The organism is Haloferula chungangensis (genome assembly GCF_042664875.1).
Taxonomy (GTDB): domain Bacteria; phylum Verrucomicrobiota; class Verrucomicrobiia; order Verrucomicrobiales; family Akkermansiaceae; genus Haloferula; species Haloferula chungangensis.
Map to the genome: position 1 here is coordinate 319,841 of NZ_JBHTBS010000002.1, position 12,653 is coordinate 332,493.

General features: G+C 59.4%; 12 protein-coding genes and 1 tRNA gene. 8 read left to right on the top strand and 5 right to left on the bottom strand.

Annotation, left to right across the window (positions count from 1 at the left end; all coding sequences use genetic code 11):
* The first annotated feature begins 130 nt into the window (after positions 1-130).
* From ACFQY0_RS05250 to ACFQY0_RS05285, 8 genes are all read left to right on the top strand, one after another.
* Entirely contained in the window at positions 131-1,045 is a 915-nt protein-coding gene (locus ACFQY0_RS05250; protein ID WP_379709953.1) for a hypothetical protein, read from the top strand.
* Between the two features lie 98 nt (positions 1,046-1,143).
* A tRNA-Ala gene (locus ACFQY0_RS05255) sits at positions 1,144-1,216 on the top strand.
* A gap of 111 nt (positions 1,217-1,327) precedes the next feature.
* Entirely contained in the window at positions 1,328-1,723 is a 396-nt protein-coding gene (locus ACFQY0_RS05260) for a hypothetical protein (protein ID WP_379709955.1), read from the top strand.
* 2 nt (positions 1,724-1,725) lie between these two features.
* On the top strand, positions 1,726-2,415 hold the full coding sequence (locus ACFQY0_RS05265; protein WP_379709957.1) for an NAD-dependent deacylase: 690 nt from the start codon (positions 1,726-1,728) through the stop codon (positions 2,413-2,415).
* Positions 2,412-5,141, top strand: a complete 2,730-nt coding sequence (locus ACFQY0_RS05270; RefSeq protein WP_379709959.1) for a HEAT repeat domain-containing protein — start codon at positions 2,412-2,414, stop codon at positions 5,139-5,141. Before ACFQY0_RS05265 ends, ACFQY0_RS05270 begins: the two co-directional genes overlap by 4 nt.
* Before the next feature lie 181 nt (positions 5,142-5,322).
* Positions 5,323-5,958: a hypothetical protein gene (locus ACFQY0_RS05275; RefSeq protein WP_379709962.1), complete on the top strand. Its 636-nt coding sequence runs from the start codon at positions 5,323-5,325 to the stop codon at positions 5,956-5,958.
* 61 nt (positions 5,959-6,019) lie between these two features.
* The gene (locus ACFQY0_RS05280; protein ID WP_379709964.1) at positions 6,020-6,403 is read left to right on the top strand and encodes a hypothetical protein; all 384 of its coding nucleotides are present in this window, start codon (positions 6,020-6,022) and stop codon (positions 6,401-6,403) included.
* A 74-nt stretch (positions 6,404-6,477) separates the two neighbouring features.
* Positions 6,478-6,696 (top strand): hypothetical protein, encoded by a 219-nt coding sequence (locus ACFQY0_RS05285; protein WP_379709966.1) that lies wholly within the window; start codon positions 6,478-6,480, stop codon positions 6,694-6,696.
* Positions 6,697-6,717: 21 nt separating this feature from the next.
* On the opposite strand, the gene ACFQY0_RS05290 is transcribed toward ACFQY0_RS05285, so the two are convergent.
* From ACFQY0_RS05290 to ACFQY0_RS05310, 5 genes are all read right to left on the bottom strand, one after another.
* Entirely contained in the window at positions 6,718-7,062 is a 345-nt protein-coding gene (locus tag ACFQY0_RS05290) for a NanQ anomerase/TabA/YiaL family protein (RefSeq protein ID WP_379709969.1), read from the bottom strand.
* A gap of 198 nt (positions 7,063-7,260) precedes the next feature.
* Positions 7,261-8,646, bottom strand: a complete 1,386-nt coding sequence (locus ACFQY0_RS05295) for a protein adenylyltransferase SelO (protein ID WP_379709972.1) — start codon at positions 8,644-8,646, stop codon at positions 7,261-7,263.
* A 91-nt stretch (positions 8,647-8,737) separates the two neighbouring features.
* Positions 8,738-9,556: an NAD-dependent epimerase/dehydratase family protein gene (locus ACFQY0_RS05300; protein ID WP_379709974.1), complete on the bottom strand. Its 819-nt coding sequence runs from the start codon at positions 9,554-9,556 to the stop codon at positions 8,738-8,740.
* 60 nt (positions 9,557-9,616) lie between these two features.
* Positions 9,617-11,068, bottom strand: coding sequence for a DUF7133 domain-containing protein (locus ACFQY0_RS05305; RefSeq protein WP_379709977.1), 1,452 nt, complete (start codon positions 11,066-11,068; stop codon positions 9,617-9,619).
* Between the two features lie 47 nt (positions 11,069-11,115).
* A complete protein-coding gene (locus ACFQY0_RS05310) occupies positions 11,116-12,609 on the bottom strand; it encodes a PA14 domain-containing protein (protein WP_379709979.1) in 1,494 nt (497 codons plus the stop codon).
* Positions 12,610-12,653: the final 44 nt, after the last annotated feature.

Sequence of the window (12,653 nt, forward strand, 5' to 3'; positions counted from 1 at the left end):
TGCCGATGACCTTATCGCGGAGCGCTTGGATGATCACAGTGCTCGGAGAATGCGCCGGTAAAGTCTGAATCGACAGTGCTCCCGGAGAAAGACGCTTGCGCTGCGGCTCAGGAGAGGGGAGGGAAGGCGCGTGAATGAAGAATCCGAGACCGCCAAGCCCCGTCGCAGCCGCTGGGTTGTCGCGATGCTGGTCATCCTGCCATTTTGGTTGTTTGTTTCAGCGCTTCTCGGGCTGTGGAAGTATCATCACGACTCGAAAAAGGAGGAGGTCTTTGAGCCTTCCAAATTCACCACGCCGATCGAGGCAGAGCGACTTGCCGATGACATGCGCAAGCTGGTTGAAATCGTCGGTCCCCGCAATGTGTCATCTGATGACGGAAAGCGCGGCCTGAAGCGCGCGGCCTCGATGGTCCAGGGGGCGTTGGGCGCGGGGAATGCAGGGTATCGGGTGGAATTGGAGAAGGGTGTCGGCGAAGCAGGATTCGAATGGCCGGTCATCGTGGCGACCCTGCCAGGTGGAAGCGGACAAGCTCTGTGGGTGGTAACCGGCTACGATACGCTGGGCTCCGGGGTGGAAGCGAATTCGAGTGGTGTGGTCTCGGTGCTGGCCGTGGCGCGGGCGCTGGCAGGCGAGAAACCCCTGCGACCCATCAAGTTTGCCTTTTTGCCGCATGCCTATGACCCGGAGGCGCCAGTGGTGGAATTGTTAGATCAATTTTCCGCTTCGATGGGAAAGCCGGATCTGGTTCTGGTGGTCGAGTCGATGGGCGCGAAAGGCGAGCTGCTTGTCAGCTCGCGTGAGCTGGAAGTTCTGAAGCGACCTGAGTTCGAAAAATGGGCAACGATCGTCGGGGCCGAAGCGATTTGCCTGGAAGAGGACTTTGATCTGGCTTCGACCTTGTTCGAGCTGAACCAGCCGGCGGTCCGGGTAGCGACGCGGAGGGTGGTTAGTGCTGGCGAGGCGGATGACCGGATGCCTGACCGGCTTCAACACGCCGCCGCGACGAAGGTGCTGGCCGAGTTGGTGATGGATCTGGCGAGGTGAGACGTTTTCTTGGTCGGCAATGAAAATTATTTCTTGCGCGGCCCGGGGGATTCTCTTAACAACCGCCACCCCGCTTCGGCGGGGTAGGAAAGTGATGAGGGGCGTTAGCTCAGTTGGTAGAGCACCTGCATGGCATGCAGGGGGTCAGCGGTTCGAATCCGCTACGCTCCACTTTTCCTAATTCGCGGATTGCTCCGGGGGAAAGAGAGTTTGACTTCGGGTTGAGGTCGGTGACGGCGGATGCTAGAAGAGATTGTGCATGGTCTCATTGTCTCCGTCTTATTGTTATTCACTGTGGTTGCGTGGGCCGAGAAGCAGGTGATCGAACCCATGCTCGGTGACAAGTTCGGAGTGGCGATGGTCGTAGAATTGGAGTTCGTCGAAAAACCGGATACCTACTTTGCGCAGAGAATCATCAAGACCGAGTGGATGGCGAAGGTGATCTCGCTGGATGGTAAAGCCCTAAAGGTTCCGGTGGAGATCGAGTATGCCTCGAACAAGGATTCCTTCAAAAAGGGAGTTTGTTACCGCTTTTTGGCTTATGAGGATGTCTATAGCCACGGCCCTCCGAAGGGCTGGATGGCGATGCAGCAGTTCAACTACGGGATAAGGCATCGACTGGTGCTCGGTCGGAGCGTCTCGGGAAATGTTATGAATCAACGGAAGGGAGCGGATTAGAAATGAACATGGTGATTCTAACAGGTGCTGGGATTTCTGCGGAGTCCGGGGTGCCGGTGTTTCGGGGGGATGATGGGCTTTGGGAGGGGCATCGGGTGGAAGATGTGGCAACTCCCGAGGGCTTTCGTCGCGATCCGCAGTTGGTCCACGAGTTTTACAACAAACGTCGGGAGAAGTTGCTGACGGTGGAACCGAATCCGGCTCACCATGCCTTGGCTCGTTTGGCGCGGGACTTGAAGGGATCACTGACGTTGGTAACGCAGAACATCGATGACCTGCACGAGCGGGGTGGTTCGCCGGAAGTCCTGCACATGCATGGGGAGTTGCTGAAAAGTCGCTGCACGCAGTGCGGCGGGGTGATGGAGTGCCGTGAGGATATGTCGCGCGCCTCGATTTGCCCGGCGTGCGGGGGCATCGACTGCCTGCGACCACATGTGGTGTGGTTTGGCGAGATGCCGTTTCATCTGGATGAAGTCGGCAGCGCCTTGCACCGGGCGGACTTGTTTGTGTCCATTGGGACATCGGGCCGGGTCTATCCGGCGGCGGGATTTGTCGAGTTGGCGGCCTCGTCGGGGGCCCGAACCCTGGAGCTGAATCTCGAGGAGAGCGCGGCGACGGAGGTTTTTTCCGAATGTCGGCAGGGTCCGGCGAGCGAGTTGGTGCCGGCCTGGGTCGATGAAATTTTGGGATGAGTTCCGGCCTATTCCGTGGCTTCACGAGAATCCGAGTTGATTTTCCGCTGAATCTTCAGACCTTTGGGGCAATGAAGTTCCGCCTGTTGCCCACATGTCTCGCGGTGGTCTCGTTTTCGCTTGCTCAGGCAGCTGAGGATCGGGGGCAGGAACGGGTACCGGGGGAGTTGATTCGGCAGCTGGGCGATGAGCGGTATCCCGTCCGGGAGGCGGCGACATTCGAGCTGTGGTCGATGGGAGAGAAGGCCAGGCCGTTGCTGAAGCAGGCGATTGCCAGTGGAGATCCCGAGGTGGCAGTTCGGGCGCGAGGTGTACTGCGAAAGATCCACTTGGGAATCCTTCCTGATAGCCCCCCGGAAGTTGTCGAGCTGGTAGTGAAATACGACACGGTTTCCCCGCAAGCACGCTTGGTGATTGTGCGTCGGCTCAAACAACTGCGCGCCTGGCGTCAGGTGCTACGGATTCATGAACTCGAGAGAGATCCGAAGACTCTGGAGTTGATCTCGGGGGAAATTGATGGGGTTGCCGTGGAGGCGGCGCGGGAATTGTTGGCCGATGATGAACCTGACTTTTCCGGGGCGAAGGAGCTTCTGGAGATGGGTCGCCCGGAGCCTGCGCAGTTGATGGCGTTGGCGGATTTCCACCGAATGGCAGGATCGCTTGAGAACGAGTTGCGGAAGGCGGAGAAGTTGGATGGTGAGGCCGGTCATCTCTGGCGTTATGTGCTGCTTGCTGCGAAAGGTGATCTGGACGGGGCGGCGAAGGAGGCGGATGCCGCGGGACAGGAGGTGATCGGAGCGCGGCTGCGTGCGCTCGATGGGGATCCCTTGCCATGGGTGAAGATGGTACCCGTGCCACCGCAGCAGATCCCTCCGGATTCGCTCGAGGCTTATCGCGATGCGGTCGTGGATCTTTGGGACAATCGGCCGATCGCCGGGGGCTTGGTCGCCTCGTTGGTCAAAGAGTCGAAAAATGGCGGCGTGGATGAACGTTTGGGCGCATTGGGCCTGCTCTATGCTCTGGGTGAGTCGGGGGTGGCGACGGATTCGATGGCCGAACTGGTTCCCGTACTGGCATTTTTCCATTACGAGAACAATGAGCGGGTCGATGATGCATTCAGATCACTTGGCCTCGATCCCGCGGAGCCTGATTTCGAAGCCTGGGCTGCGAAGCGATTCGAGGTGGTGATCAATGATCCGGACAACTCCGAAGATGAGTTGAATGCTTTGGCGACGCTGGGCTGGTTTCTCGAACGGCGAGAGATGGATGAGATGGCGATGAAGATCTTCTCCGAGCCCCTGGCAGAGTTGGCTCGTCAGGATCCTGAGATCTTTCTTGATAAGACCAATGAGTTGTTCGCGAGCTTCAGTTTCAATCGCGTGGTCTGGCCGGTTCTCGATGCGAGTGCGGCGTTTGCCGGGGAGGATCCGGCGAAGCTGATCATGGTGCGCGACAACCTGTTCGGTGAGGGAGTGCATGTCTCACCGCTCTGGGAATCACTGGGGCTGTATGATCCGAAAATGGATGGTCGGACGAAACTTAGGATGACGGCGGAATTGCTGGGGTTCGCACCCGATGATTCGAACTCGCTCGAGAAATGGTGGGAGTGGGGAAGAGTGCAGATGGATAAAGGGGCGAAAGATGAGCGCCGAGAGATGATGGGGCTTCTGTTGGCCATCAGTGCCGTGAGGTCAGATGCGATTCGATACCTCGAAATCACGGACTTGATGCACGCCCGGGAGATCGAATTCTCGGATCTGGGCGAGCTTGGCGAAACCTTCCGCTTTGCCGAGTATGAGCTTAGCTGTCTGATCGCGGTTGGCCGCTGGGAAGAAATTGTGGAACGTCGTCGGCTCGCTTCGGCGCGGGTTCCCACCGACCCGATTCGTCGGGCGTATCTGGCGGGCGCCTTGCGCAAGGTCGGCAAAGAGGCGGAAGCCGCGCTGGAAGAAGAGAAGATCGAAAGGCTGGTCCTTGGCGATGTGCGGGCGATGCGATGGATTGCTCGGGCCTACACCGGTTGCGGGGACTTTGAAAGGGCGGGCGAATGGTGGTGGCGGGTGGCTCTGGAAACCACAGGCAGCACCGAGGAATTCAGCTACGCGGCCGAGGCGGTGCTGGCTGAGGCCAAGGAACAGGGCAATTGGAAGCTGGTTGCCTCTCTTGGTGAGCTTCAGATGCTCTATCATCTGATGATGGGCGACCGCTCGGACCAACCGTGGACCTTGCTGCGCTCGAGGATCGAGACCGAGATGGCACGAGCGCTCTCAACGATCGATGATGATCGGGAAGCTGCGATTGAAATGTTAGAGCGCTGTCATAACCGTGGGGCGACCGATGGATCGATGGCGGATTACTTTTTCCCGGCCCTCCGGTCTGTAGGGCTAACTGAGCAGCACGACCGCTGGTTCGAGGAAACCTGGAAATCCTATGTGGATGTGCTCGAGCGTTTCCCTGGTAGCCACAACACCAGAAATACGGCGGCATGGACAGCGGCCCGGGCGAACCGAAGACTCGATCAGGCTGAAAAAATGATCACCGAAGCGCTCGAAGCCATGCCTCGTCAGGCGGCCTATCTTGATACTCTCGGGGAAATCTGGTTCTGCCGGGGAGATCGGGAGAAGGCGCTCAAGTGGTCGACAAAGGCGCTCCTCCATGAGCCGGGCGAGTCCACCTTGGTGCGCCAGCACGAACGCTTCCGGTCGGGCGATTTTCCTCTGAAGTAGAAGGGGGCACACCGTCAGCACGATTTGGTGTTGAGGGGGGAGTCACAGGGGTATAGACGGAGCGAGGATGACTCGAAGGGTTTACGTAATCATGGCAGGTGCGCTGACCCTAGCCTTGCTGCTCATTCTGCTCATGCAGTCAACGCGGTCTGCCGATGATGGAGAAGTAATTCCAAGGCAGATGCCCGAGGTATCGAAGCTTTCCCGAGCGCGCTCAGGCGATGATGGACGTGGTCCGCTTCGACGGAAAATCACGAGCCGCAGCGAGGTGGGCGCCTTGCAGAACGAGCTGGAGAGGACCAAAAATGAACTCGATGTCCTGTCGCGTCCGCTGAATGAAAATGATGTCCTGAGTGCCGCAGTCAATGCCGTCGTGGCTCAAGGTGAGAGTCTGGTGACGGGTGGCTACAAGCTAGCGGATGGCCGATATGAACTGACTTTCATCACGCCCAAAGGGGTCGATAGAAGTGGCCAATCGCCGGGAACCGATCAGATCGTGATTGAGGCGCGATCGATGGTGGTGGATGACGCTTTTGTGGAGCTGAGTGGACTGGAGACGATGGCGACCAATGCGAGGAATACGCTTCAGCACGCGGAGGCATGGAGTGGGGATGACGTCTTTCAGACCTTCAAATCGGCGAGTGAATCCGAGGGTGTCGATATGAGTTCGACACCGACGGTCGTTTCCCGGCCGAACGAGCCCTTCAAGGTCGAAGTGATGGACGCGGAGGGAAAGGGCTACTTGCTGACTGGGGAGGCGGATTTCCTGCCCGATGGAAGTTTTGCCGTGAAGGCCAGAGCGGAGCGCCGGGAGTAGGGAGTTTCTTGCAATGTTAGATAGAGTGGTTATCAATGGTGTTGAAGAACCACGGATCCCTATGAGCAAGCTACCCTTTGAAGACAAACGTGCCTCGCAATTGCTATCCCGCGTCGGCGACGATCTCTCCAGTCTGCGCAACGATGTGAAGATGCTGGTGAACCATGCCAAACGTCACACGCTGCCCGATGGAGCGCGGGAGCTGGCGAGAAGCGGGCGCAACCAGCTTTTGAGTAGTCGCGACTATGCGGCGGATCGTGTGCGCTACATCGGCCGCTCCGCGCGCGAGCATCCGGCGGGTGTTTCGATGGCCGGAGTGCTGCTTCTCGGAGCGGTGGCGGCTGGGATTTACTATCTGATGAAGGGAGAGGGATGCTGTGCCTCATCAAGGCACGAGCGGGAGGATGAGTTCGAGGACGAACTCGAAAAAGGCGGGGAGTACTGAATTTCCGGGGTGCCTCGCCCCGAAGGAACGATTGCTGACTTGCAGGGCCAGCGGTGCTGTGCGAACTGTGCCGCATGGCTGAAAAATTTGATCCGTCTCCGAGCGAGCTTGCCGAGCACGAGCGAGCTGCGATGGAACTCACTCGGCTGCGCCGAAAGGGAATCCATTGCCATCTGGAAAACCATCCGGATGGCAGCCAGTGCCATGTCGACGTGGTGAAAGATCCTGAAGCCGACATCGCTGCGCATGGTGATGCGGCGACCCCATCGGCTTCTCCGGGGAGACCTGAGTGATATGGAAGGCGGTGGCGGCCACTAGAGTCGGACCTTGATGACTACTTTCCTGACCAGCTCTTCTCTTGCTGTTTGAAGACCCGGCCGGTGGGCATCAACCGGCAGGAAAATCGCGGCGTCTCCCGCTTCAAACTGCAGGACGGATCCGTGATCATAGGCGCCGAAGTACTGCATGTCGCGTTGGGGACTCAGGTCTTCCTGAAGTGTCAGGTTGTTGAGATTCGCGACTTCCATCTTTTCGAATCCGGCGAGGATAAGTTGCACGTCCGCCCACTCACGGTGGGCTTCCCAACGGACATCGGATGGCGCTTTGGTTTGGTAGGCTTCCTCGATGAGGAATAGTCCGTCGGTGAGATCAAGTTTCACGGATTCACCGGGTTCCCGGGAAAAGGCTCGTGCTCTTTCCTCGCTTCCCACGCTGAGATATTTCAATACGAGTTCTCTCGCGGTTTCCCAGCGTCCACCTTGCGGCCACTGGTCTTTTAATGCGACTGCTGGTCCGAAAATTGCCATGCGTGAAGCTCCCAGCTCCGACCATCCTTGGCAAGGCTTGGGGTGAGTCCGTCAGGTACCGCAGAAGGTGTTGCAAACGATCTCATCCGGTTCAGGGCTGCGTTCGAACTCGGCGGCTTGGGGTTGTTCGGTGAAAGGCTTTTGGAGAATGGCGTGGAGCTTGTGGAAGGGCTCGAAGTTGCCTTGTTTTCCAGCTTCAATGACTTCCTCGACCCGGTGGTTGCGGGGGATGAACACCGGGTTGCTGCGCTTCATGAGTTCGATGTCGATTTCGCCGGAGGCACGCCATTGGGAGAGCCACGCTTTGACGGGATCAGGGTCCCTGAACTCGGCGAAGAGCCTCTCATCAGGACCGCTGAGATGGCGGAAGACGAGGGTGAAGTCCGCTTGCTGCTCGGCCATGAGGGTGAGAAGGGATTCGATGAGGGAAGGATCGCATCCGTCTGTTAGGCCGAGTTTGGCGGAGAACTTCTGCTGATAGGCCTCCTCGAAAAGTGGTCCGAATTTCATCAGGGATTCCTTTGCGATCTCGATGGCCTTGTCTTCGTTTTCGTGAATGAGAGGAAGGAGGGCTTCGGCGAGACGGGTGAGATTCCAGCGGGCGATGGAGGCCTGATTGTGATAGGCGTAGCGACCTTGCTGATCGATGAAGGAGAACTTCTTTGCCGGATCGAAGCGGTCCATGAATGCGCAGGGGCCGTAGTCGATGGTTTCGCCGGAAAGCGACATGTTGTCGGTATTCATGACGCCGTGGATGAAGCCGAGTGACATCCAGTGGGCGATCAGTGAAGCCTGTCTGGTAATGACGTTTTCTAACAGGTCGAGCGCGGTTTTGGATTCCGGATAGTGGCGGGCGAGGGTGTAGTCGACGAGGGCCTCGAGGCTTTCGCGGTCGCGGCGTGCGGCGAAGTACTGGACGGTGCCGATGCGCAGGTGAGAGCTGGCGACTCGGGTGAAGATGCCCCCGGGCTCGATTTCCTCACGAAGGACATTTTCACCACTGAGCACCGCGGCAAGGGCGCGGGTGGTGGGGACGCCGAGCGCGGCCATGGCTTCGGAGACAAGGTATTCGCGCAGCACCGGGCCGAGAGCGGAGCGGCCGTCGCCACGCCGTGAGAAGGGCGTGGGGCCGGAGCCTTTGAGCTGGATGTCTTTTCCCGCGACTTCGCCGAGGAGAATCGCGCGGCCGTCGCCAAGCTGGGGAGAGAAACCGCCGAATTGATGACCGGAGTAGGCCATGGCGAGAGGTTCTGCGCCGGCTGGGATCCTGTTTCCCGAGAGGACCGCGACATTGAGCTCGGCCGGATCAATGCCAAGCTGATGCGCGAGCTCGGTATTGAGGGCGATGATCTTCGGGGCCCTGACGGGGGTGGGGTCGACCTTGATGTAAAAGGTGTCGGGGAGCTTGGCGTAGCTGTTTTGGAAGGGGATGGGCATCGGCTTTGGAACCGAGCCTAAGGAGGATTCCGGTGATGTCAAAGATGGGCGAAAGCAGGGGCGGAGTCGGCAGACTCGCGGCACCCCGTGACTAGAGCGTCTCAGCGATCCCCTTGGCGGAGCCAAGGAAGGAGGGATGGCGGGGTGTCCAGCCGCTGTGGCGGAGCTTGGAGTTGTCGACGCGCTTGTGGGTCCAGCCGCGTTTGCGGTTGAGGTCGCGGGGAACGGAGGGAGGCATCGGCTTGTCGAACATTTCGGCGAGCGCGGTATAGGTATCGAGCTGGGTGGTCGGCGTGGAGTCGCTGACATTCCAGATCCCGGGACCGCAGTAGCCAAGGGCAGCCTGGAAGACGGCGCGGGCGGCATCGTCGCGGTGGATCTGATTGAGATAACGGCTGCCGTCTTCTTCGAGGGTCGCTTCGCCTGTTAGGAATTTTTTCAGGATGACGCTGCGGCCGGGTCCGTAGATGCCGGAGAGGCGAAAGACGATGCCTTCATGGTTGAGGGCGACCCGCTCGGCCTGGCGGAGAATGATGCCGGTTTCCCGATCAGGCTCGGCGGAAGATTCCTCGTCGACGAGCGAGCCGTCGGTCTGCGGATACACAGAAGTCGACGAGGTGAAGAGCATCGGGACTCCGTGGAACGTGTCGATGAGATGGGTGCAGCCATCGAGGTAGACGGCGCGGTAGGCCTCCGCTCCACCGCGGCCCGACGACGCGCAGTGGACAATGAAGTCGGGGGCGCTGCAGGCTTTTTCGAGGGCGTCGACCGCGGAGGCGGACGAGATGTCGCAGGCGTGGTCGGCCTCGTCGCCCGATTTGGAGACGGTGGTGACGTTCCAGCCGGAGTCGCGGAATTCTTTGGAGATGGCCTGGCCGAGGTATCCGTGGCCGCAGAGGAGAAGATGCATGAAGTGCCGAGTGATCAGTTAGCAGTGATCAGTGGAAGGCAAAAATTCAAGACCTGATGCCTACTTCGGAATCTCGTTGAGAGTGTAGTAGCCCGTGGGGTGCCAGAGGGGATGGCCGGCGGAGGATTTGACGCCTTTGGAATCGAGCTGGTGGACGTGTCCTTGCACGAGGCCCTCGACGGTCAGACGGACTTTGGTTTTGTCGGCGGAGACGACGGCGGCTTTGACGACCTTTGGAGTGCTGCTGTCGACTTCCGGCGAGCCGTAGCTGCTCTGATAGATGTAGGTCCATGCAGCCATCGAGTAGGACGCGGGGTCGCTGGCGGTGGCGGGGTCGACGGGTTGGGTGAAGGTGAGTTCGAAGCCATCGGGACGAGCGGAGATGGTGTGGATCTCGAAAGGAGGCGTGCCGTTCCAGCGGACTCGCTCGAAGGTGAAGGGCTTCGAGCCACGCGAGCCCCAACCGCGGTTGGTGCCGCCGACGAAGAGGGTGCCGTCATCGGAGAGTCGCAGCGGCACGATGCCGGCTTCAAAGCCTTCGAGGAAATGGAAGACGGCGCCCTGGTAGAGGCCGTTGACCTTTTCAAGACAGACGCGCTGAACCTGTGAGTGGGTTTGTTCTCCGACAAGCATCTGATCGGCGAAGGGACCGAACTTGCCCTGGGTCTGATCGGTGATGATGCCGGTGGGCGATTGCCCAACCTTGGCGTGGGGGAGAATGACGGCGGGTGGAATGAAGTCGGGGAAGCGCTGGCGCTCTGTTAGAATGCGTGAGCCGTCCTTGGGATCGGGTGGCGCGGGGAGGTCGGCGAGCTTGTGGAATTTGTTGCCGGTAGGATTGCCTTGAAAGGATCCTGGCTTGAGCCATTTCAGGCTCGATGAGCCGTTCCAGAGTCCCTGGTTGTCGGTGTAGAAGGTGTCGCCTTCTGCATTGAATCCGATGCCGCCTGGGGAGCGGATGCCGGAGCAGGTGGGGATCATTTTTCCTTCCGGGGTGATGCGCATGCTCCAGCCACGCCAGTCCGAGGCGGCATTGGCGGAGCCTGTTAGGCAGAGCACGTTCCAGACCTTGCCGTCCTTGTCGGGATCGGAGCCGAAGTTGTATTCGTGGTAGTCGCCATTGATGCCCCAGTCGGCGCAGATGGTTTCGAAGTGGTCGCCACGGCCGTCGCCATCGGTATCGGTGATGCGGGTAAATTCCGGACGCTGGTGGACCCACAGCGAACCTTCTTTCCAGAACATGCCGAGCGGTTCGTGGAGGTTCTCGGCGAACTTGTTCCAGGTGACTTTTGAAAGGTCGTCGCCATAAGCGCCTTCGCAGATCCAGAGGTCGCCGCGGCGGGTGGCGACGGCAACCTTCTGATCGGGCATCAGGGCGATGGAGCCGATCTCCATGACTTCGCCCTGGGGAAGGGGGATCTCTTCGCGGACATAATAGTCGGATTGCGGGGCGGCATGAACTTGTGAAAGGAGGAAGCCGCAGAGGAACGCGGATGAACGCAGATGGGACATGAAATGTTGGGATGGGATTCGCTTTGTGGAGCCAGGTGATGAGGACTTCATTTCCACGAGTAAGTGAGGGTTGCCGATGCTCCGGGGGCGAGCTTGAGAAAGGCTTTGCTGTCGCGGATTTCGAGGTCGGCGTTCTCAATTTGAAGGGTCATTGAGGATCCGAACTCGTAGAGATGATCGTTGATCGGTTTCACCGGGAATTGATCGGAGAGAAGGATTTCGACGTCGTCGCCTTCACCGACGGCGCTGAAAACGCGGAGCAACTTGCCATCGTTGGATTTGAACTGGTCGTTCACTGTTAGTTCACCGAGTTGGACGGTGAAGGTCGGGTTCCCTTGTCGATCGAGTCGGTAGCCGCGGAACTTTGCCTCAGCGGGCAATGCCTTCGCGCCGCTTGCCTTGACGAGTCCCTTTCCTGAGGGGGGCTCGGCTCCCTGACCGCGATTCGTCCAGTGACGACCGCCGTCCATGAACTTGCCGGTCCAGAGAAGTTCCGGGGCGAGATGATCGGCGCTGTAGGCGAAGTTGATGCCGCCCGTGAGTCCGATCCCGATGGCTCGTGGGGTGGTGCCGGCGATGAAGTTCCTGTAGATGGTGCCTCGCTCCTCGCTTGGAAGGATCGCGATGGATGGCCACAGCGGCTTGGCTGCGGTGGATTCGTCGCCGAGCCGTTGCCACTGATCGACGCCGTTGCCGGCCCAGGCAAGCTGGAGTCCGATCTCGCCGACGTTTTGGAAATACTCGACGCGGATCTTATGCTTCTTCCCTTTGAGGACGACTCTGCCGACCTTCGTGCGGTTCTTGGCGATGGGGCCGATGCCATCGACCTCGACGACGGTTTCTCCATTGATGATGACGCGGGCTCCGTCATCCGCGCTGAGCTGAAAGCGGGTGTGGCCTTCCCGATGAAGAACCAGGTCACCTTCCCAGACCAAGCCGAAGTGTTTCTTGCTCCTGGCGATCTTCGTTTCCATGAAGCCAGCGTGCTCTTCCTCGACACCAATGGGTGTAAGCTTGGAAAAGTCGGGAAGCTTTTCCCACCGACCTTCGTATTGGTAGGAGATGAGATTCTCGACAGCGCTCGTTGGCTTTGGCAGGGGGTGAAGTTTGAGGAGTTCGTCCTGAGTCCACATGTCGTTGCGGTCGCTGAGGCTCTCGCGGACGGCCTTGACCTGCGCGGCGCTGACCTTGTCTGCGCGGTTTCCCCACGATGAGCGGATGAAGGTGAGAATGGCGGCGATTTGATCGTCGGGCAGGACGCTGCCTTGAGGAGGCATGACGAGGTCGTAGGTCTTGCCCGCGACGTCGACCGGGCCCTGGAGGCCGTGGAGGACGACTTTGATGGCGCGCTCGGGTCCGCCGTGGATCCACGCGCTACCAGCGAGGGGGGGGAACTGGCCGCCGGTTGCACCTTTTCCGTCAGGTGCGTGGCAAGCGGAACAATAGGAAGCAAAAAGTTGACCGCCGTCTTGGGCATAAGCCGCAGTGGATAGTCCGGCGACCACCAGGACGGCCCGCATGGCACGAAGTGATTTCGTCATGCATCCGATACTTGTATGACAGCATGATCTTGCAGGCCTTTTGC

Excerpts from the sequence above, each read along its gene's own strand:
- ACFQY0_RS05265 (WP_379709957.1), top strand. The coding sequence starts at position 1,726 with ATGAACATGGTGATTCTAACAGGTGCTGGGATTTCTGCGGAGTCCGGG.
- ACFQY0_RS05305 (WP_379709977.1), bottom strand. The coding sequence starts at position 11,068 with ATGTCCCATCTGCGTTCATCCGCGTTCCTCTGCGGCTTCCTCCTTTCA.
- ACFQY0_RS05270 (WP_379709959.1), top strand. The coding sequence starts at position 2,412 with ATGAGTTCCGGCCTATTCCGTGGCTTCACGAGAATCCGAGTTGATTTT.
- ACFQY0_RS05300 (WP_379709974.1), bottom strand. The coding sequence starts at position 9,556 with ATGCATCTTCTCCTCTGCGGCCACGGATACCTCGGCCAGGCCATCTCC.
- ACFQY0_RS05295 (WP_379709972.1), bottom strand. The coding sequence starts at position 8,646 with ATGCCCATCCCCTTCCAAAACAGCTACGCCAAGCTCCCCGACACCTTT.
- ACFQY0_RS05310 (WP_379709979.1), bottom strand. The coding sequence starts at position 12,609 with ATGACGAAATCACTTCGTGCCATGCGGGCCGTCCTGGTGGTCGCCGGA.
- ACFQY0_RS05275 (WP_379709962.1), top strand. The coding sequence starts at position 5,323 with ATGCCCGAGGTATCGAAGCTTTCCCGAGCGCGCTCAGGCGATGATGGA.
- ACFQY0_RS05285 (WP_379709966.1), top strand. The coding sequence starts at position 6,478 with ATGGCTGAAAAATTTGATCCGTCTCCGAGCGAGCTTGCCGAGCACGAG.
- ACFQY0_RS05280 (WP_379709964.1), top strand. The coding sequence starts at position 6,020 with ATGAGCAAGCTACCCTTTGAAGACAAACGTGCCTCGCAATTGCTATCC.